Origin of the sequence: Cellulomonas sp. P24 (genome assembly GCF_024704385.1) — a bacterium.
Classification (GTDB): domain Bacteria; phylum Actinomycetota; class Actinomycetes; order Actinomycetales; family Cellulomonadaceae; genus JAJDFX01.
The window spans coordinates 737,937-756,713 of record NZ_JAJDFX010000002.1; the positions used below are offsets into that span (position 1 = coordinate 737,937).

18 protein-coding genes are annotated in these 18,777 nt (G+C 70.9%); 4 read left to right on the plus strand and 14 right to left on the minus strand.

Features of this window, described 5'->3' with window-relative positions; translation table 11 throughout:
* Nucleotides 1–134: 134 nt before the first annotated feature.
* Both LJB74_RS03540 and LJB74_RS20775 read right to left on the minus strand, forming a co-directional pair.
* Nucleotides 135–935 carry a hypothetical protein gene (locus LJB74_RS03540; protein ID WP_259307226.1) on the minus strand — a complete coding sequence of 267 codons (801 nt, stop codon included), beginning with the start codon at nucleotides 933–935 and terminating at the stop codon, nucleotides 135–137.
* 132 nt (nucleotides 936–1,067) lie between these two features.
* The gene (locus LJB74_RS20775; protein WP_396125213.1) at nucleotides 1,068–1,160 is read right to left on the minus strand and encodes a hypothetical protein; all 93 of its coding nucleotides are present in this window, start codon (nucleotides 1,158–1,160) and stop codon (nucleotides 1,068–1,070) included.
* 15 nt (nucleotides 1,161–1,175) lie between these two features.
* Between LJB74_RS20775 and LJB74_RS03545 the strand changes: the two genes are divergently transcribed.
* On the plus strand, nucleotides 1,176–1,592 hold the full coding sequence (locus tag LJB74_RS03545; protein ID WP_259307227.1) for a hypothetical protein: 417 nt from the start codon (nucleotides 1,176–1,178) through the stop codon (nucleotides 1,590–1,592).
* Nucleotides 1,593–1,966: 374 nt separating this feature from the next.
* On the opposite strand, the gene LJB74_RS03550 is transcribed toward LJB74_RS03545, so the two are convergent.
* The 3 genes from LJB74_RS03550 to LJB74_RS03560 all read right to left on the minus strand — a co-directional run bounded on the left by LJB74_RS03550 (nucleotide 1,967) and on the right by LJB74_RS03560 (nucleotide 5,148).
* Nucleotides 1,967–3,256 (minus strand): APC family permease, encoded by a 1,290-nt coding sequence (locus tag LJB74_RS03550; protein WP_259307228.1) that lies wholly within the window; start codon nucleotides 3,254–3,256, stop codon nucleotides 1,967–1,969.
* Nucleotides 3,257–3,451: 195 nt separating this feature from the next.
* Nucleotides 3,452–3,760: a hypothetical protein gene (locus LJB74_RS03555; RefSeq protein ID WP_259307229.1), complete on the minus strand. Its 309-nt coding sequence runs from the start codon at nucleotides 3,758–3,760 to the stop codon at nucleotides 3,452–3,454.
* 776 nt (nucleotides 3,761–4,536) lie between these two features.
* Nucleotides 4,537–5,148 (minus strand): TMEM175 family protein, encoded by a 612-nt coding sequence (locus tag LJB74_RS03560; protein WP_259307230.1) that lies wholly within the window; start codon nucleotides 5,146–5,148, stop codon nucleotides 4,537–4,539.
* A gap of 228 nt (nucleotides 5,149–5,376) precedes the next feature.
* On the opposite strand from LJB74_RS03560, the gene LJB74_RS03565 reads away from it, so the two are divergent.
* Together LJB74_RS03565 and LJB74_RS03570 are read left to right on the plus strand one after the other, a co-directional pair.
* Complete coding sequence (locus LJB74_RS03565) at nucleotides 5,377–6,276, plus strand: dihydrofolate reductase family protein (protein ID WP_259307231.1); 900 nt, start codon at nucleotides 5,377–5,379, stop codon at nucleotides 6,274–6,276.
* A 41-nt stretch (nucleotides 6,277–6,317) separates the two neighbouring features.
* On the plus strand, nucleotides 6,318–7,841 hold the full coding sequence (locus LJB74_RS03570; RefSeq protein ID WP_259307232.1) for an MFS transporter: 1,524 nt from the start codon (nucleotides 6,318–6,320) through the stop codon (nucleotides 7,839–7,841).
* A 10-nt stretch (nucleotides 7,842–7,851) separates the two neighbouring features.
* On the opposite strand, the gene LJB74_RS03575 is transcribed toward LJB74_RS03570, so the two are convergent.
* The 7 genes from LJB74_RS03575 to LJB74_RS03605 all read right to left on the minus strand — a co-directional run bounded on the left by LJB74_RS03575 (nucleotide 7,852) and on the right by LJB74_RS03605 (nucleotide 15,520).
* Entirely contained in the window at nucleotides 7,852–9,885 is a 2,034-nt protein-coding gene (locus LJB74_RS03575; protein ID WP_259307233.1) for a bifunctional diguanylate cyclase/phosphodiesterase, read from the minus strand.
* A 75-nt stretch (nucleotides 9,886–9,960) separates the two neighbouring features.
* Nucleotides 9,961–11,661: an AMP-binding protein gene (locus tag LJB74_RS03580; protein WP_259307234.1), complete on the minus strand. Its 1,701-nt coding sequence runs from the start codon at nucleotides 11,659–11,661 to the stop codon at nucleotides 9,961–9,963.
* Between the two features lie 112 nt (nucleotides 11,662–11,773).
* Nucleotides 11,774–12,007, minus strand: coding sequence for a ferredoxin (locus LJB74_RS03585; protein WP_259307235.1), 234 nt, complete (start codon nucleotides 12,005–12,007; stop codon nucleotides 11,774–11,776).
* Nucleotides 12,004–13,248 (minus strand): NADH-ubiquinone oxidoreductase-F iron-sulfur binding region domain-containing protein, encoded by a 1,245-nt coding sequence (locus tag LJB74_RS03590; protein ID WP_259307236.1) that lies wholly within the window; start codon nucleotides 13,246–13,248, stop codon nucleotides 12,004–12,006. The genes LJB74_RS03585 and LJB74_RS03590 overlap by 4 nt, the downstream gene beginning before the upstream one ends.
* Nucleotides 13,245–13,805 carry a ferric reductase-like transmembrane domain-containing protein gene (locus LJB74_RS03595; RefSeq protein ID WP_259307237.1) on the minus strand — a complete coding sequence of 187 codons (561 nt, stop codon included), beginning with the start codon at nucleotides 13,803–13,805 and terminating at the stop codon, nucleotides 13,245–13,247. The genes LJB74_RS03590 and LJB74_RS03595 overlap by 4 nt, the downstream gene beginning before the upstream one ends.
* Before the next feature lie 80 nt (nucleotides 13,806–13,885).
* Nucleotides 13,886–14,296 (minus strand): hypothetical protein, encoded by a 411-nt coding sequence (locus LJB74_RS03600; RefSeq protein WP_259307238.1) that lies wholly within the window; start codon nucleotides 14,294–14,296, stop codon nucleotides 13,886–13,888.
* A gap of 102 nt (nucleotides 14,297–14,398) precedes the next feature.
* Nucleotides 14,399–15,520, minus strand: coding sequence for a hypothetical protein (locus LJB74_RS03605; protein WP_259307239.1), 1,122 nt, complete (start codon nucleotides 15,518–15,520; stop codon nucleotides 14,399–14,401).
* 90 nt (nucleotides 15,521–15,610) lie between these two features.
* Between LJB74_RS03605 and LJB74_RS03610 the strand changes: the two genes are divergently transcribed.
* On the plus strand, nucleotides 15,611–16,537 hold the full coding sequence (locus LJB74_RS03610; RefSeq protein WP_259307240.1) for a Ppx/GppA family phosphatase: 927 nt from the start codon (nucleotides 15,611–15,613) through the stop codon (nucleotides 16,535–16,537).
* A gap of 22 nt (nucleotides 16,538–16,559) precedes the next feature.
* On the opposite strand, the gene LJB74_RS20550 is transcribed toward LJB74_RS03610, so the two are convergent.
* Nucleotides 16,560–17,492, minus strand: a complete 933-nt coding sequence (locus tag LJB74_RS20550; protein ID WP_310650800.1) for a hypothetical protein — start codon at nucleotides 17,490–17,492, stop codon at nucleotides 16,560–16,562.
* Nucleotides 17,493–17,588: 96 nt separating this feature from the next.
* Entirely contained in the window at nucleotides 17,589–18,758 is a 1,170-nt protein-coding gene (locus tag LJB74_RS20555; protein WP_310650801.1) for a thioredoxin domain-containing protein, read from the minus strand.
* Between the last annotated feature and the right edge of the window lie 19 nt (nucleotides 18,759–18,777).

Here is an 18,777-nt window from a genome sequence, read left to right on the forward strand (position 1 = left end):
TGCGCGCGCCCCGCACCCGCCGTCCCCGCACCGGGGCGAGCCTGGCCCGTTCCGGCTCCCGGGGTGGCGTCGAGGGCTCCCCAGTAACGCTGCTACTTCAAGTCAAGCGCGCGGCTGCGCCGCGCGTCGGTCGTTCAGCGCCGGTCCGGATCGGAACCCTCATGGACGACATGCGACGGCGTGGGTGGGCTCGATAGCTCCGGCAGCGACTCAGTTGGGCCGGTGTACTTGTGGAGATCCTTTGGGTGCGTCTCGCGATTGAATCGCACCGACTCCAGACTTTCCGGGGGCAGCGAAATTATCGTGCCCTTGCCTGTCATGTATACCCAGTCCTGCGGCGTCACGTTAAAGGACCAGGACTCAATCGCCACCCAACTGCGCGAGCGCGTCGTCTTCGCCTCCAGAGTGAACCGGAGATCCTGTATTACCGGCTTCTCCCAGCGAGACCAACAGACAAACCTCTTATCCACGACCGCTTTCGAGAGCACGATAAACGGCGGCCCCGTGCCACTTCGCGCCTTGAGCACGCTCCTACCAGGGCCCGAACGCAGCTCAGTCGTCGTGTCGAGCTCCATGTTGAAGTCCCAGATCTCGTGCGCATCCGGAATCGGCAGACCACGATAGCCGACCCGAACGCGTAGGCCCTGAACGACGATAGGCCGTACGCCGGTGTTGGCAATCGATGCGGAAATTGCGATATCCGGTGTAAACCAGCCGCATCCGTCGTTGGTCCACTGAGTCACCGAGAATTGAGCAAACCGGGGCGTGAATATGACACTGCCTCGCGTGAAGTGGGTACGCCACAGTGCGACGCCCGAGAAGATCGCGGCGATTAGCGAAATGAGAAGAGCGACGAGCGCGATCCAAGTTCCTGCTCGCGAACCATCACTTCCGGCCGCAGACGCGGCCTCAACAAAGAAAGTCGTCCCAGTCAATTCGCCCTCCCGCGGGATAGCATAGTGGGTGGCCAGGTCACGCTCAGTGGGTGTACTTACGACTAGCGGCGTTGGCGTCTTGGGTTGACACCGGCACCGAGTCGTTCGCGCGAGGCGCGGGCCAGGGATGCGCTAGCCCCGCCGAACGGTCAGACCCGCGGCCTTGCTCCGGTTACACGGCCCGCAGAGCACTTGAAGGTTCTCCGGAACGCTACTGCCCCCCATCGCAACCGGGATCACGTGGTCGAACTGCAGTTCGTACACGGCACCGCAGTGTCGGCAGCGTCCGCCGTCGCGATTCCAGACGAACTGCTTGACATCGTCGGGGATGCTCCCGCGCGGCGACGGTGGTCGGGGCGCGCCTCCCATTGCGACGGCTGCCTGCGCTCGTTCGACCCGCGCCGCTTCTCGCTGCTGACGCGTGACGAGCAAGGCGTAGATCTGATCGGCGCGGAGCCCATCATTGTCCCAGTAGAAGGCGTTCCGGAACTGCCAGTAGGCTCGACTCTCGACTCTCGCGACGGGAACGGGCTGCTGAATCTGCCGCTGAGACCTGGCCGAAAACTCAGCCTCACTGATCTTGCCAAGCCGATATTCCTTCCGCCCGACCTTCAGCGTCAACCAGCCTTTGCCTCCGAAGATTCCAGACTTGTATGAGACAGTGACATTTTCTGCCCGACGCAGCATCAAGCCTCCATCACGTCGCGGACGCAGCCCCCGATGAAATCGACCGCGAGGCGAACACGGGGCTCGACAAGGCAACGTACACCGGCACGGCACGCCACGAAAGAGCGTTCGTCATCCGCTCAGACGTCGCGATGCCATGACACCACTTGCCCACAGTTCGGCTGCCGGCCTGCCGGAACGACATGCGCCCCCAATCCGAGCGCGATCGGTGGTTGCCCGTTCGGCGAGGGTGGGGGCGTATTGGTGACTTGTCGGGTTGCCCACACCGGTCGCTCCCCCGTGCGAACCGCACGATCACCGCGCCCCGGGGCGCGCGCGTCAACGAGCGACCGCCCACGCACCCCCTATGCCCGCAACCCGCGCCCCGTCATCCGCCGGAACACCGCCTCGATCCCGAACGACACCCCCACCATCGCGACCAGCACCCCGGCGGACCCGAGGCTGCTCTTGGCCAGGAGCGCAGCGAGCGCCCCGACACAGGCCACTGCCCCGACGATCGAGATCCACGGCGCCGATCCGCGCTGCTTCGAGGTTCGAGCCTCGGCGATGTTCACCACCGCGAAGATGATGAGGAACCCGGCACTGCCCATCGTGGAGATGCTCTGCAGGTTGAGGACGTTCGCGAGCACGAGCGTCGCGGCGGCGGTGATGATCAGCCCTTCCAGGGGCTGGTTCCAGATGGGCCGCTCGAGCTGTGCCGGGAGCTCGCGCGCCTTGGCGATCGTGTAGGTCATGCGCGCCGACCCGTACAGCGTCGCGTTGATCGCCGACGCCGTCGAGAGCATCGCGGCGACGCCGATCAGCGCGAACCCGGCTTGCCCGAGCGTCGGGCGTGCGGCGACCGCGAGCGCGTAGTCGCGCGCGTCGACGAGCTGGGCGACCGGCACGGACCCGACGGCCACCACGGCGACGAGCACGTACAGCACGATGACGAACACGACCGAGATGTAGTACGCGCGCTTCAGCGTCCGCGCCGGGTCCACGACGTCCTCGGCGGCGTTGGCGATCAGCTCGAAACCCTCGTAGGCGAGGAAGACGATCATCCCGCCCGCGACGAGGGACAACGGCGGACTCCACTGGTCGGGTGCGAGCCGCGACGTGGAGACACCTGCCATCCCGACCACGACGAACAGCAGCAGGATCGTCAGCTTGACGGCGACGACGTACCGCTCGGCACGCGCCACGGTCGAGGCCCCGGCGACATTGAGGACGGCGATCAGCACGACGGCCACCGTCAGGAACATGTGCTTGCCGAGCTCGTGCTGCTCGGCCGGCAGGAAGCTCGCCGCGTAGCTGCCGAACGCCTGCGAGTAGAGCGCCAGCATCACGATGTAGCTCAGCCACAGCAGCACGTTGATCCCGCCGGCGAACAACCCGGGCCCGAACGCGCGGTTGACGAACGTCACGGTGCCGCCGCGGCTCGGGAACGACGCCGAGAGCAGCGCGTAAGAGCGCGCGGTGAGCAGCGCCACCAGCCCGGCGACGAGGAACGCGACCGGCGCCCCTCCCCCGGCGATCTGAACCGACAGCCCGAGGACCGCGAAGATCCCGCCGCCGACCATCCCGCCGATGCCGATCGACACGACACCCCACAGGCCGACGCGCCTGGTCCCGTCGGTGGTCGCCTCTGCCACGTGCGTTCCTCCCTGCAGGTCGGCGCTCGCGCGCCACGTGCCGGTCACACGTCCGGCGACCCCGCAGGACACGATGCCACGACGCACCCGGCGAGGGTCTGCGCCGCGGCCGAGAGCGGATCTCAGGCAGTCGCCCGTGCCGACGTCGAGCGACTGGCGGCGGGATGACCGAGGCCGGCGTGGATTGTCAGGTGCTCACGGGCGCAGGAAGGTCGAGGTTGAGGCGGGAAGTCCCAGGAGACTGCGGAGGTGCCCGGAGCTCTGGGCGCGAGTCGCATTGAGGTGATCGTCCTCGTTCGGATTCGAGACGTAGCTGGCGAGATCCTTGTACCCGGCCATGAGAAACGCGTCATAGGCCTCGATCGCCGCAATCAGATTCTCGGCGGCGGCAGCCGCGTCCGTCGGGAACGTGATCCCTCGCAACGCGGCTAGGAACAGCTTGTCGGCGTCGACCTGGGCCAGCAGATCCGTTCGGTAGATGTATCCGGAGTGGGCGGAGAGCATCGCATCAACGTTTCGCCACCCGGGTGTAGCGGCATCCACCGCCGCGAGGTATGCCGATCCCGCCGCCGACACCTCCGTCGCAGTTGCGGGTGGAGAGGGCGTCTCTCGCTGACGCGTCATGCTGTGGGGGCTCTCCTCCGACGCCGAGGACCCGCTGGCTGGCGCAGCCGGTGTGCATCCTCCCAGAACAAGGACCAGGAACGAGAGGCATGCGGCGACCGCGGCCCATCCCGCGGAGAGCGGGCGCGAAACGCGACGTCGGCCCCCTGGCGAGGGATGACGGAGAGCGTCCTGCACCGGTCGCGTCATGGCGGCAGCTTCTTCCGGGATCGCCCGCATCCTCCGGACCGGCATTGTCCTCACCACGGGTAGTCCTTCAGCATGGAATCCACGGTACGTGACCCGAACCTGCTTATTCGCGAATTCCGTCGGGCTGATTGTCGCTCACGGCACGCGATTCTCAGGGTGCGCGTGCGATCCGAGAATCGATCGTCTCGCACCCGGTCGGGGTGGACCCACCGAGGACGCACTGACATCGCCGGCGGCGCCAGTGGCGCGCGAGCTGGGATGGCAGACGGAGGCCGTCGAGTGGGATCGGAGCGACGAGTCGGAGAACGCGGCGGTCATCCAGGGACGGGAGGCGCTGCACGCGCTGCCGACCGGGCGCTCGGTCGTCATCGGCAAGCCCCTCGGTTCGCTCCTGCTTCCCGTCGGCACGGCGAGGGCGCGCGTTCTTCGAGAGTCTCCCCTCGGCCTGACCTTCCGAGAGCACGCCGTCACTCGTCGTCGGGCACGGCGACCGTGAGCCGCTCGATCCGCCGGTCCGGGACCAGCCACATCGCCGCGACCGCGACGTACAGGACGTAGGACAGCGGCGTCCACACGAACGCGGCGCCGATGGCCAGCGCATACAGCACGGGCGAGATCCGGCCCTTGACGTCGCGCCCGATCGCCCGTGCGAGCGTCCCGTCGGCCCCGCTTGCTCGGATGATCGTCTTGCTCAACATGAAGTAGGCAACCCCTGCCATCAGCAGGATCACCCCGTAGAGCGCGGCGGGCGCGGCAGCACCACGGCTCTCGCCGAGCCAGCTCGTCGAGAACGGGACGAGCGAGAGCCAGAACAGCAGGTGCATGTTGGCCCACATGATCGGGCCGCTGACGTGGTCGGCCGTCGTCATCAGGTGGTGGTGGTTGTTCCAGTAGATCGCGACGTACACGAAGCTCAGGACGTAGCTGAAGAACACCGGGACGAGGTGGGCGGCGGTGAGATCGGCGAACGTCGCGACGTGCCCCTCCGCGGCGATCGGCACGCGCAGCTCGAGCACCATGATCGTGATGACGATGGCGAGAACACCGTCGCTGAACGCCTCCAACCGGCTCGTGCGCATGCCGCCGACTATCGCCGAAGTGCAGCCCGCCGTCCAGATGACCCGCGACCAGGCGCGAGATCGTGAGTCCGGTGCGAGATCGCACGTCCAGACTCACGGTCTCGGGCCGGACTCACGATCTCGGCGAAGGGGGTGGGTGGCGGTGGTGGTGCGGGTCGTGATGTCGGACCTGGCGAGCATGATCGGAACGAGCTGGCTGGCGACCGAGTCGATGAGGGAGGCACTCCGATGCCGACGCACCAGGGCGATCCTGGGGACGTCCCGGACACCGACGTCGCGGCCCGGACCCGGCCGCGCATCGTGACCCACAACGCGGCGTCCGTCGACGGACGGCTCTCGATCTCCCCCGACGTTCTGCTGATGTTCGACGAGCGCTGGCCGACGTTCGCCGGGTCCACCTACGGCGATGTCCAGCGGCGACTCCGGCCCGACGTGCTGCTCGAAGGCTCGGGGTCGTTCGTGACAGCAGGGCACGAGCCGGACCCGCTCCCGGACCCGACGGAGCCCGCCGACCTGCTCCTCACCGACTTCCTCCCTGCCGATGTCGTCGCGCGGGTGACCCGTGGCTGGCTCACCGTCGTCGACAGCCGAGGGCGGATCCGCTGGCTGTACAAGGAGTACCCGGGTGAGCAGTGGAGGGGCTGGCACGTGCTCGTCCTGGTCTCCGCAACGACACCGCTCGCCTACCTCTCCTACCTGCGACGTGAGCAGGTTCCCTACCTCGTCGTCGGCGAGGAGCGCGTCGACCTCCCGCTCGCGATGGCGACCCTCCACCGGCTTCTCGGTACGCACACGGTCGTCTCGACCGCCGGTGGACGGCTAAACGGAGCCCTCCTCCGCGCCGGTCTCGTCGACGAGATCGAGGTCGAGGTCGTCCCGATAGCCGTGGGCGGCACCACCACGCCGGTCCTGTTCACCGCGGCCGACCTCGCGCCCGACGACGCCCCGACGCGTCTGCACCTCATCGAGACGATCCCACGCAGCGACGGCCGCGTCCTGCTGCGCTACGCGGTCGAGCCGGGCGATCCGGGCGATCCGGGCGATCCGGGCGATCCGGGCGACCAGAGCACCGGCCTCGAGGGGGCAACCGCCGTGGACGGGAATGTCGGCACCGGCCTGCACACTTGACCTCGTGGTGGGCCGCACGGCGCGGCAGCGGAAGGGTCGGGATGAGCAGCGACGGCGTCGGCTTCAGGTCAGAACGGGGACCGATCCTCATCGCCGTCATGGTGACGACGGGTCTGGTCGCGATCGACTCGACGATCCTCGCCACGGCGGTCCCGACGATCGTCAAGGACCTCGGGGGCTTCGCCAGCTTCCCGTGGCTGTTCTCGATCTACCTGCTCACGCAGGCGGTCGCGGTCCCCATCTACTCGAAGGTCGCGGACTCCGTCGGCCGCAAGCCCGTCGTCCTCCTCGGGGTCGGCCTGTTCCTCCTCGGGTCCGTCGCGTCCGGGTTCGCCTGGAGCATGCCCGTGCTCATCGGGTTCCGCGCCGTCCAGGGCCTGGGTGCAGGTGCCGTGCAGCCCATGGCCATGACGATCGTCGGCGACATCTACACGCTCGAGGAACGCGCCAAGGCGCAGGGGTACATCGCGAGCGTGTGGGCGGTGTCCGCGATCGTCGGGCCGACCCTCGGCGGGGTGTTCTCCGAGTTCACGTCGTGGCGGTGGATCTTCTTCGTCAACGTGCCGCTGTGCCTGGCCGCCGCGTGGCTGCTCGTCCGGCACCTGCACGAGACGGTCACCCGCACCCGCCACGCGATCGACTGGCTCGGCGGACTGTTCCTCACCGGGGCGTTGAGCCTGCTGATCCTCGCGATGCTGGAAGGCGGCAACGCCTGGGCGTGGACCTCGACGCCGAGCATCGGGGCGTTCACGGTGGGCGCCGTCCTTCTCGTCGCCTTCGCACTGGTCGAGCGCCGCGCTGCCGAGCCCGTGCTCCCGCTGACGATGCTCACCCGGCGCGTCGTCCTGACCACGTCGCTCGTGTCGGTGGGCGTCGGCGCGATCATGATCGGCCTGACGTCGTACGTGCCGAGCTACCTCGAGGCGCTGCTGCACGCGTCGCCGTTGACGTCCGGGCTGACGTTGGCGGTCCTGACCATCGGGTGGCCGATCGCCGCGACGCTGTCCGGCCGGGTCTACCTCCGGGTCGGGTTCCGCACCACCGTGCTCCTCGGGTCGTCCATCGTGATCCTCGGCACCGTCGAGCTCGCCGTGACGTCGCTGCACCCGGCACTGGTCGCCGTCGGCCTCGGCTGCTTCATCGTGGGTCTCGGGCTGGGTCTCGTCGCGGCGCCGAGCCTCATCGCCGCGCAGTCGAGCGTGGCGTGGGGTGAGCGCGCCGTCGTCACCGGCACCAACATGTTCGCCCGGTCCGTCGGCAGCGCCGTCGGGGTCGCCGCGCTCGGCGCCGTCGTCAACGGGATGCTGCGCGGCCAGGATGCGACCGGCGACCCGCAACGGTTCGGGGTCGCGGTGACGTGGGTGTTCGTGGGACTCGCGGCCATCGCCGTGATGCTCGTCGTCGCCGGCGCCGCGATGCCGCACCACACGGCGGCAGCGGCACGCGCAATCGACACTGACACCGACGACGACACCGCCGACCAGGCTCCCTCCGCCGAGACCGACACGGTCCCGTCACCGACCGACGACCGCGACCCGCGCCTGCTCGCGCAGCCGCCCGAGTAGCTGCCGCGGCTCACCCGCCCGGAACGGCCGCCAGCTCCTCGTCGAGGTGCCGTGCGAACCACTCGTCGAACACCGACGCCGGCACCGGCCGCGACAGGAAGTACCCCTGACCCGCGTGGCAGCCGAGCGCGCTCAGCCGGTCCCACGTCGCCCGGTCCTCGACGCCCTCGGCGATCACGTGCAGGCCGAGGCTGCGAGCCAGGTCGATGCTCGACGACACGATGACCTCGTTGACGTCACCGCCGAGGTCCGTCACGAAGCTCCGATCGATCTTCAGGCCGTGCACAGGCAGGCGCTGCAGGTACGCCATCGACGAGTAACCGGTGCCGAAGTCGTCGATCGACACCGTCAGCCCCAGCTCCGTCAACGACCTCAGCACCCCGAGAGCGCGCTCCGGGTCGGCCATGACCGTGCTCTCGGTGATCTCCAGCTCGAGCATGCTGCCCGGCACGTCATGACGCGCGAGCGCCGCGGCGACGTCGTCACGCAGCGTCAGCTCGAGCAACGACCGGGCCGACAGGTTGACGGCGACGGCCAACGGCCGCCCGGCCCGCGCCCACTGCGCGGCCTGCGCGAGAGCCTGGTCGAGCACCGCGAGGGTCAGCTGGCGGATCAGCCCGGTCCGCTCGGCGAGCGGGATGAACTCGTCCGGGAAGAGCAGGCCACGGGTCGGGTGCTCCCAGCGGACCAGGGCCTCGGCACCGGTCACCTCGCCGGAGTCCATGTCGACCTGCGGCTGGTAGTGCAGCACGAGCTGGCCGGCGTCGATCCCCCGCCGCAGCTCCCCCAGCATCGCGAGCCGCGCGGGACTGTTCGCGTCGTACGCGGGGTCGTAGACCGTCACCCCGTTCTGGTGGGTCTTCGCCGCGTACATCGCGACGTCCGCGTGCCGGAGCAGCGTCTCGAAGTCCTCGCCGTGATCCGGGCTGATCGCGATGCCGATGCTGCCCCCGACGTCGAGCTCGACCCCCTCGACCGCGAACGCCTCGTCCAGCACACCGAGCACCCGGCGCCCGATCGCCAACGCGTCGTCGGCCCCCACGACCTCCGGGAGCAGGACGACGAACTCGTCTCCGCCAAGCCGCGCGATCGTGTCGTGCGGGCGCAGCACCGACGTCAGCCGAGGCCCGATCAGTGCCAGCAGCAGGTCGCCGTGGTGGTGACCCAAGGTGTCGTTGATCTCCTTGAACCGGTCGAGGTCCAGCAGCAGCAGCGCCACGTGGGTGTCGTGCCGCTGCGCGGTGGCGAGGGCCTCGGCCGCCAGGTCGCGGAGGAGGCTGCGGTTCGCGAGCCCGGTGAGCGTGTCGTGGAGCGCGAGCTCACGGTTCACCTCGGACTGGTGACGCATGCGCCGGCTCGCCGTCGCGACGATCCTGAACAGCGCGAGATACAGCACCAGGAGCCCGCCCGCGAGCCAGCCGTACACCATCGCCGTGTCGTGACGGATCGCCGCCTCGGTGTGGACGTAGTCCTGGGTGATCTCGACGACGACCCCGGGTGTCGAGGTACCACCGACCGCGAGTGGCATGTCGACGAACATCACCTTCTCGCCCGCGTGCTGCTGGACGTCGTACGAGTCGCTCCGCACACGACTCGCGTCGGCGATCCCGGAGACCGTCTCGCCCGTCAACGCCTTCGTCGCCGATGCGGGCAACGTCTCGCGCGTCCCGATCTCACCGCGGGCCGTCGAGAACACGACCAGGCCGTTCGAGAGCCAGGCCTTCGCCGAGAGCACCTGCTGCCGCACGACGGGGTTCTCGGTGAGCTGCTCGGACAACGAGAGCTGATGCGACGTCGCGAGCCCGCCCGCCGCCGGGCTCTGCATGTCCGGGGTGAAAAAGGTGCGCTCGACGAGCTGCAGGTAGACCTGGGCCGCGGCCCGCGCGTTGGCCTGCGCGCGGTCGGTGATGAGCGAGTGGAGCTGTTGCCCGACCACCAGGCCGAGCACCGCCACGATCACGAACGACAGGGTGCCGAACTGGAGCAGGAGGGACGGCCGGACGGCCGGACGGCGACGCACCGACGCCAGGCGCGGAACGGTCATTCCACCTCCATCGGTCGTGATGTCGTCAGCGTGACGTGCCCGGTCTGCCCCGACACGTCCCGGTCGATCATCCTGTCACTGCTCGGCGGCGTCCCCGGTACGTCGTCCGTGCTCCGCGCGGCGCGCGCTCTCCTGACGGAGGACCACGCGGCGGATCTTGCCGGAGATCGTCGTCGGCATGTGCTCGACGAACTCGATCACCCGCGGGTACTTGTACGGGGCGGTCCGGTGCTTGACGAACGCCTGGATGTCCTTCGCGAGCGCATCGGTCGGCTCGATGCCGGGAGCGAGCACGATCGTCGCCTTGACGACGGTGCCGCGGACCTCGTCCGGTGCCCCGGTGATCGCGCACTCGATCACGGCCGGGTGGGCCATCACGACGCTCTCGACCTCGAACGGGCCGACCCGGTAGCCGGACGTCTTGATCATGTCGTCGGTACGACCGACGTACCAGAAGTAGCCGTCCTCGTCCTTCCGGGCCAGGTCGTGCGTGTGGTAGTACCCGTCGTGCCAGGCGGCGCGCGTGGTCGCGAGGTCGTTGTCGTACCCGGTGAACAGGCCGATCGGCCGCGCGCCGTCGGGCACCCGCACGCAGATCTCGCCGTTCTCGCCGACGGCCGCCTCGGTGCCGTCCTCGGTGAGCAGGACGACGTCGTAGCCCGGTGAGGGCAGGCCCATCGACCCGGGCTTCGTCTCCTGCCAGTAGTTGGTCACCACCGCCAGGGTCATCTCGGTCTGCCCGTAACCCTCCTTCAGGTCGAGACCGGTCTTCTCCCGGAACGTCTCGTAGACGACGGGGTTCATCGCCTCGCCCGCGATCGTGCAGTGCTGGAGCGCCGAGAGGTCGTATGCGGCAAGGTCGTGGGTGATGAGGAACCGGTAGACCGTCGGTGCCGCGCAGAACGTCGTGACCCGGGCCTCCTGGAGGTGCTCGAGCAACCGGACGGGGTCGAACCGGTCGAAGTCGTAGACGTCGACGCAGGCCTCCATGAGCCACTGGCCGTAGAGCTTGCCCCACACGGACTTGGCCCAGCCGGTCTCCGAGACCGTCAGGTGGAGCCCGTTCGGGTCCACCTTGTGCCAGTACTTGGCGGTCGGGATGTGCGCGATCGGGTACGAGAAGTCGTGCACGACCATCTTCGGCTGCGCCGTCGTGCCCGACGTGAAGTACAGCAGCATCGGGTCCTCGACCGCGGGCAGGTCCGCGCCCCGCGGTCGGACGAACGGCGGCGCGGCCGCCATGCCCGCGTCGAGGTCCGCCCAGCCCTCCCGTGAGCCGCGCACCCCGATCCGCACCAGCGGGCGCCCGATCTCCTGCTCGGCGGCCTCGACCTCCGCCGCCACGTCCCCCTCGAGCGTGCACACCACGGCCGTGATGTTCGCCTCGGCGAGGCGGAACACGAGGTCGTACTTCAGGAGCTGGTTGGTGGCCGGCACCGCGACGGCCCCGATCTTGTGCAGGCCGGTGATCGCCCACCAGAACTGCGCATGCCGCTTGAGGATGAGCAGCACCCGATCGCCCTTGCGGATGCCCTGGGACAGGAAGTAGGCGGCCGCCTGGTCGCTGAGCCTGCTCATCTCACCGAACGTGTACGTCCGCTGCTCGCCGGCGTCGTTGCACCAGCGCAGCGCCCGACGCGCCGGACTGTGCGACCCGAGGCGGTCCACCACGTCGTACGCGAAGTTGAACCCCGGCGGGCACCGCAGCGTGAAGGCCCGCGGGTGGCCTGCCTCGTCGAGCTCCTCGGTCAGGTACCGCGCGTGCAAGGCGGCCATGGATTCTCGTCCCTCTCCCCCGCGCCCGCACATCGCGGCGCCCCCGAGCGACCTTAGTCCTCCATCACGGGTCGCTCCCAGGACTTGAGGTGGATGCCCCGAGCCGCACCGGTCACCGCCCGGCAGGGACTCCCAGCGGCCGGAGGCTGAGGGCCAGGCGCGGGCACAGGGTGACGGCGTCGCGCGCGTCGGCGACCAGCGCGCTCGGGATGGGCACGTCCGACCCGTACCCGGCCGCGCGCGGGTACCCCCACTCGTCACGGACCAGGAGAGGGCCGAGCAGCTCGGTGCACAGCCCGCGCCCGTCGCACGCCGTCCAGTCGATGTGCAGAGACTGCCGGGTCATGAGCGGATCACCTCGCAGTACCCCGCGAGGTGGGCGCGGACGTCCGACCCGAAGACCTCCAGGGTGCTCAGCACGAACCTCGCCGTCCCGTCGGGATGGCTGCACGCCCCACGCCCGGACACGACCTCGGCCAGGCGCCGCACCTCGTCGGGCAGTCTCGAGCTCCCACCTCCCGCGGCCACCCGTGCGAGGACGTCGGCCATCGCCGGCAACCCGTTGACGCACGGACCGCACTGCCGGGCCGACTGCCCGGCGAGGTACTGCGCGATCCCGACCGACGCCGCCAACCCGCAGTGCTGGGTGCCGAGGGCCACGAGGATGCCGGCGCCAGGACGCGTGCCGTAGGGCTCGAGGTCACGACGCGAGAGCCCGACCCCCAGGTCCGTACCGGGCACCCAACCCCCGTGGTACCCGCCGACGAGCACGGCCTGCACCCGCGAGGTGTCGAGGCCGACCGCACCGAGCGCCTCACCCAGGGGCAGCCCGCCAGTGGCCTCGATGACGCGCCTGTCGACGCCGTCGCCGGTCACCGTCAGCAGTCGCGTGCCCGGCGAGTCGTCCGTCCCGACCGACCGGAACCAGGCGGCCCCGAATCGCGCCACGAGAGCGACGTGGGCGAGCGTCTCGACGTTGCTCACCACCGTCGGGCGCCCGCCGAGCCCGGAGACGGCGAGCCGCTCGCGCCGGTCACGCGGGATCGCCACACCCGTCGCGATCGCGCTGACCACCGCCGATGCCTCACCGGACACGAACGTGTCGGGCGCCTCGTGCAGGATCACGGTCCGGGCGTCGGACCGCTCGCCGATCGCGCGCCGGACCGCCGCGAGCTGGACCGGCCCGCTGTACAGGTGGACCTCCCGGGCACCAGTGGCGTCCGCCGCAAGCAGGAGGCCGTCGAGCGCGAGGTGTGGGGCGTGGCACAGCAGGATCTCGTCCTTCGCGCTCATCGGCTCACCTTCGGCGCCGTTCGCGATCACGACCGGTGCCGAGTAGGCAGTCGGGCCCGCGGACGTCCGCGCAGCCACGAGCTTGCGCCACGTCGCGAACCCGGCGCCGCCGCGCCCGTCGAGCCCCGAGGCCTCGAGCTCGGCGAGGAGCTGTCCAGGGGCGATGCCTCGCGGTGCGGGACCGAACCGCGCGAGGTGGCTCGCCAGGTCGGGCGCCCCGGCCGCGAACAGGCGGTTCACACCGACCGGCGCCGCGACGGCCGTCCGGGGGATGGTGGACTCCACGGTGCTCATCGACGTGCCTCCTCGACGCGGGTGTGCTGGAACTCGACGAACGTCGTGGACACCCGCCAGAAGAGCGAGGCGACCACCGACCCCACGCACGTCATCAGGAGCAGCACGAGCCAGGACTTCCCGACGTCGCTGCCGTTCCCGAGGGTGTGCAGGACGGCCACGGGCCACATCGCGTAGCTGAACCAGTGGACGAACCGGAACGCCCGCTGCCCGAGGCGCTGCCGGAGCAGACCGGTGACGACCAGGGCGATCACGAGGTCGAACGCGAGGGTCCCCAGGCCGAGCCAGAACGGCTTCTGGACACCCAGGAACGGCACGAGCACGTCGACGAGCCGCAGCTGCGCGTACGGGTCGAGCAGCAGCGAGACGACGTGGATGACGACGAGCACCGTGGCCAGCAGCGAGACGTTCCGGTGCACGAGGGTCACCGCGAAGCGCGGCAGCCCGAACGCCGGCCGGCCGGAACGGGTCAGGACGCCGAGCAGGACGGTCACGGTGAACAGCACGAGCGACACCACGCCGGTGGCGCGCGCGAGCGCCCAGAAGGCCTCAGACATGGCCGGTCACCTCACACCGCCGCCCGGCACGCCCGCCGCGACGTCGCGCGTCGATCGCGCGGTCACGCTGGTCGGTCACCTCAGGACCCCGTCGAGAAGCCGTGCGTCACGCGACCGTCCCCCGGCTGCACCGGCACCACGCCCGACGCGCCGCCCTGCGCCGTCGTACCACCCTGCGCCGAGGTGCCACCCTGCGCTGTCGTACCACCCTGTGCCGAGCTGCCGTATCCCGACGAGGCCCCCGGCAGCCCCAGGACGTTGGCGCCGTCGTCGGACTCAGGACGCTCGCTCGGGGGCTGCTGCGTGCCGGTGGCACCCGTCGTCCCGGAGCCGGTCGACCCGGTGCTCGCCGCAGCCGCTGCCGCGGCCTTCGTCGCGGCGATGTCGGTCGCGGCGACGCCGAAGACGGTCCCCACGCCGAGCACGCTCCCGATCGCGACGAGGGTCGTCGCCTGCCGTGTCCGTTCCCGGCCGAACTCTCTGATGTCCATCGTGTCGACCCCTTCCCGTTGCGACCACGATGGCGGGCGAGTCTGGGAGTCGAGTGTGAGGACGCCGTACGCTGGGCTGGATCTTCTCCGGTGGGCGCCGGTTCATCCCCTCGGCGGGACCGGTGTCCCGGTGCCGCCCTTGGAGCTCGTGAGCCGCGTCACGTCGACGGCGGCGACGTCCTCCGCGAGGTCACCGAACCGCCGCAGCACGACAGCCACGCATGCGGTCGCGAACCCGGACGGGGCGGTCTTCCGGCCGAACGAGAACCCCTCGAACCCTCGGTAGCACGAGCGCGGTGTCACGGTCCCGTCGGGTCCGACGTTGTACGCGACGAGGCAGGCGACGAGCTCGGCGAGTGCGCGTCGATCGGCCGGCTCCGCCGAGGCGCCGCGCCACAGGCCCGGGTAACGACCGAGCGTGTCGAGGACCTCGAGCACGCCGTACCAGAACGCCGGCCACTTGACCGTCTTGAACGCCGCACCGTGCCCGAACATGTAGGGCTTCTCCTCACCGCGCGCCCGCCATGCCCGCAACGCCGTGCGCGCTGCGTCACCCGCACGGTCCGGGACCTGCGGCAGCCGCGCCCACGTCCGCAGGGCCTCGAGCGTCACCTGCGGGCAGAAGTCCGCGCGGCGCCCCGGTCCACGGAACCCGGACACCGGGTGCGGCAGGCACGGCCATGCCTCGCCCTGGGGCGTCGCCGCGAGGTCGTCCGTCATCGCGTCCAGGGCCCGCCGGACAGCCGGGTGCTGCGACCGCCCGAACCGGACGAGCACCTCGGTGATCGCGTGCGTGTCGCACAGCAGCGCACCCCACACGGGTTCCGCCGACGCGCGACTCGTCCCGAACGTCGCGAACCTGCCCGTGGGCTCCTGGTGCGCGAGGAACGCGTCCAGCACGCGCCCGATCCGGTCGTCGTCATCCGCCGTGACGCCCAGGTCCGCCAGGAGACCGAGCAGGTTCGGGGCGAAGGCCGGGCTCGCATGGCCGGACAGGTGGTTGTCGACCTCCCAGTCGGGCAAGCGGTCGAGCAGCGTGCGCGTGCCGGCATCGGCGACGACGGCCGCATGCGCGTCGGCGACGTCGGGATCGCCGGCAGGCCGGTCAAGCAGCCCGGTGAGCGCGATCCACCGCGCGGCGGGCTCCGAGCACTCCAGGAGCCACCCGCGTGGGTCGCCGCCCATGGTCGTCGTCCAGGGCTCGGGCACCAACGCCGTCCCCATGCGGTCACGCTACCGGCGGTCCCGACGTGCCGCACGGGTGCGCCGGCGCCCCTGAGCGCAGCCCGGCGACCACCGCAGTACCGTGACCTCATGCGACTCGGTGTGCTGGACGTCGGCTCGAACACCGTGCACCTGCTCGTCGTCGACGCCCACCCCGGCGGTCCGCCGGTCCCCCAGTCCTCCCACAAGTCCGTCCTGCGCCTCATGCGGTACCTCGAGCCCTCCGGCGCGATCAGCACCGAGGGTGTGCGTGCCGTCGTCGACGCGGTCACCGCCGCCGCTCGGCAGGCGAAGGCCGCCGGGATCGACGAGCTCCTCCCGTTCGCAACCTCCGCCCTGCGCGAGGCACCCAACGGCGCGGAGGTCCTCGACCGGGTGGCGATCGAGACCGGTGTCCGGCTGCAGGTGCTCACCGGCGAGGACGAGGCGCGCCTCACGTTCCTTGCGGTGCGCCGCTGGTACGGGTGGTCGGCCGGGCACGTGCTCCTGTTCGACATCGGCGGCGGGTCGTTGGAGATCGCCGCCGGCGGGAGCGAGGACCCGGAGGTCGCGGTGTCGTTGCCCCTCGGTGCCGGCCGCTCGACCATCGGGTTCCTGCCGGACGACCCGCCGAGCACCGCGCAGGTACAGGCGCTGCGCACCCACGCCGCGCACCTCCTGGCCGAGGCCATGGATCGCTTCGCCGGGTCGCCGCGACCCGCCCACGTGGTCGGGTCGTCCAAGACGATCCGCTCGCTCGCGCGGCTCGCCGGGTCGGTCGCGGAAGGCGTCGGGCCGCAGGACCGCTACCTGCTGCGCCGGTCAGCCCTCGAGGACTGGATCCCCCGGTTGGCCAAGATCCCCGCGGAGGCCCGGCCGGCCCTGCCGGGCATCACCGCGGACCGGACGTTCCAGATCGTCGCGGGCGGCATCGTGCTGGCGGCGACGATGCGGGCGTTCGACGTCGCGGAGCTCGAGGTCTCGCCGTGGGCGCTCCGCGAGGGCCTGATCCTGCGATTCCTCGACCACCTGGGCTAACCCGGCACCGACGCCGCTCCCGTCACGGCGCGAGGAGCGACGCCAGCACGTCAGGCTCGGTCGTCGGGCGGCCGCAGACGAAGTCCCGGCACACGTAGGCGGTCGCTCGGCCGCGGAGCATCGGCCGGTCCTCGAGCAGTGGGACGAGGTCCTGGACCCGCCCTGCCGTCGACCAGGCGGCTGCCTCCCCGGGCGTGGCCGCGTGGCCGGTGCCGACCGCGCGCACCGCGCCGGGAGCAGTCGAGAGCACCGCGACGCGACGGAGCGCCTCCACCCCGGCGTCACCCGCGGGTCCGACGACGGCCACCTCCCGCGGCCCGTCCAGCAGAGCCTCCGCGGTGGCGAGCGCCCAGCCGGCCGCCAGCGGATGCTGCTCGGCGAGCCGCAGCGGCTCGTGGAGCGCTGCCTCGGCGGCGGCACGTTCCCCGGCCGAGCCGGTCAGCGCCGAGTACGTCAGCAGGGCACCGGCGGCCGCGGCCTGACCGGAGGGCGTGGGTCCGTCGGCGAGCTCCTGCGGGCGCCCGATCCGCTGCAGGACCGGGTCGGTCTCGTCGTGCGACGTGTCGTAGAACCCGCCGTTCCCGTCGGCGAACCGCACCAGCACCTCACCGAGGAGCGAGCCTGCGAGCGTCAGCCACCGCACCGTGCCCGTGGCCTGGTACAGCGCGAGCAGACCCTCGGCGAGGTTCGCGTAGTCCTCGAGGACTCCGGGCGCGGTCCCGGCGGTGCCGTCCCGCGATGTGCGCGCGAGCCGCAGCGCCGACCCGACGCGTCGCAGGTGCAGGGAGGTGACGTGCTCGGCGGCCTCCGACGCCGCCTGCACCCACTCCGGCCGCTCGAACAGGTCGCCGGCGTCGGCCAGGGCGGCGATCGCGAGTCCGTTCCACGACGCGACGACCTTGCCGTCCCGCGCCGGCCGCGGGCGCGACTCCCCGCGCCGCGAGCAGCCGGGCACGCACCGACGCGTAGCGCTCGGGGTCGGTGGGGTCGACGGGAAGCTGGAGCACCGAGGTTCCCTGCTCGAACGTGCCGCGCGCCGTGACACCCCAGGTCATGGCCGCCCAGCTCGCGTCGTCGGCTCCGAGCGCCGCCGCGAGACCGTCCCGGTCCCACACGTAGAAGGCCCCCTCACGGGGGACGTCCGGACGACCGGTCTCGCCGTCGGTACCGGTGGCGGAGCCTGACGGGGTGGTCCCGAGCGAGCGGGATGCCGGTACGGGCTCGAACGAGTCGGCGTCGAGGGACGACGCGAAACCGCCCTCCGGGGTGCGGAGCTCGCGCAGGAGCCACGCCGCCGTCTCCTCGACGACACGGCGCGCGAGCGGTGACCGGGTCGCGCGCCACCAGTGCGCATACACGCGCAGCAGGAGAGCGTTGTCGTAGAGCATCTTCTCGAAGTGCGGCACGAGCCACGCGGCGTCGACCGAGTACCGCGCGAAGCCACCACCGAGCTGGTCGTAGACCCCGCCGCGGGCCATCGCCTCGAGGGTGCGCTCGGCCATCGCGAGCGCCTCGGGCGCGCCCGGCCTCCCGCTCGACGCACCGTGCCGAAGGAGCCACTCGAGCAGCATCGACGGGGGAACTTGGGTGCGCCGCCGAACCCTCCGCGGACGCCGTCGTACCCCCGCGCCGCCGCCGCGAGCGCCTCGTGGAGGACGGCACGGTCGACCACCGGTGCGGCGGCCGCCGCAGGATCGAGCAGGACGTGGTCGGCTGCCGCCCCTCGGTCGGCCAGTGCTGCACGGATGCTCGCCGCGCTCCGCTCGACCTCGTCACGCCGCGTCGTCCACGCGTCGTGCATCGCCTCGAGGACCTGGCGGAACGACGGCAGGCCGTGCGCAGGGTGCGGCGGGAAGTACGTACCCGTGTAGAACGGCTCGCCGTCGGGCGTCGCGAACACCGTCATCGGCCACCCGCCACCACCGGTCATCGCGCGCGTCGCGTCCATGTACACGGCGTCGACGTCGGGTCGCTCCTCGCGGTCGACCTTCACGGCGACGACGTGCGCGTTCATGAACGCCGCCGTGGCCGGGTCCTCGAACGACTCGTGCGCCATGACGTGGCACCAGTGGCACGCCGCGTACCCGACCGAGATCAGCAGCGGGACGTCCCGGCGGCGCGCCTCGGCGAACGCCTCCTCGCCCCACTCGTACCAGTCGACCGGGTTCTCGGCGTGCTGGAGGAGGTAAGGGCTCGTCGCGCGCGCCAGACGGTTGCTCATGCTCCTACCCTCCCCTGAC

Bases quoted from the DNA above. Each gene is read 5' to 3' on its own strand.
- LJB74_RS20775 (WP_396125213.1), bottom strand. From the start codon at position 1,160: ATGGGGGGCAGTAGCGTTCCGGAGAACCTTCAAGTGCTCTGCGGGCCG.
- LJB74_RS03555 (WP_259307229.1), bottom strand. From the start codon at position 3,760: ATGCTCTCCGCCCACTCCGGATACATCTACCGAACGGATCTGCTGGCC.
- LJB74_RS03560 (WP_259307230.1), bottom strand. From the start codon at position 5,148: ATGCGCACGAGCCGGTTGGAGGCGTTCAGCGACGGTGTTCTCGCCATC.
- LJB74_RS03565 (WP_259307231.1), top strand. From the start codon at position 5,377: ATGCCGACGCACCAGGGCGATCCTGGGGACGTCCCGGACACCGACGTC.
- LJB74_RS03570 (WP_259307232.1), top strand. From the start codon at position 6,318: ATGAGCAGCGACGGCGTCGGCTTCAGGTCAGAACGGGGACCGATCCTC.
- LJB74_RS03575 (WP_259307233.1), bottom strand. From the start codon at position 9,885: ATGACCGTTCCGCGCCTGGCGTCGGTGCGTCGCCGTCCGGCCGTCCGG.
- LJB74_RS03580 (WP_259307234.1), bottom strand. From the start codon at position 11,661: ATGGCCGCCTTGCACGCGCGGTACCTGACCGAGGAGCTCGACGAGGCA.
- LJB74_RS03585 (WP_259307235.1), bottom strand. From the start codon at position 12,007: ATGACCCGGCAGTCTCTGCACATCGACTGGACGGCGTGCGACGGGCGC.
- LJB74_RS03590 (WP_259307236.1), bottom strand. From the start codon at position 13,248: ATGAGCACCGTGGAGTCCACCATCCCCCGGACGGCCGTCGCGGCGCCG.
- LJB74_RS03595 (WP_259307237.1), bottom strand. From the start codon at position 13,805: ATGTCTGAGGCCTTCTGGGCGCTCGCGCGCGCCACCGGCGTGGTGTCG.
- LJB74_RS03600 (WP_259307238.1), bottom strand. From the start codon at position 14,296: ATGGACATCAGAGAGTTCGGCCGGGAACGGACACGGCAGGCGACGACC.
- LJB74_RS03605 (WP_259307239.1), bottom strand. From the start codon at position 15,520: ATGGGGACGGCGTTGGTGCCCGAGCCCTGGACGACGACCATGGGCGGC.
- LJB74_RS03610 (WP_259307240.1), top strand. From the start codon at position 15,611: ATGCGACTCGGTGTGCTGGACGTCGGCTCGAACACCGTGCACCTGCTC.
- LJB74_RS20555 (WP_310650801.1), bottom strand. From the start codon at position 18,758: ATGAGCAACCGTCTGGCGCGCGCGACGAGCCCTTACCTCCTCCAGCAC.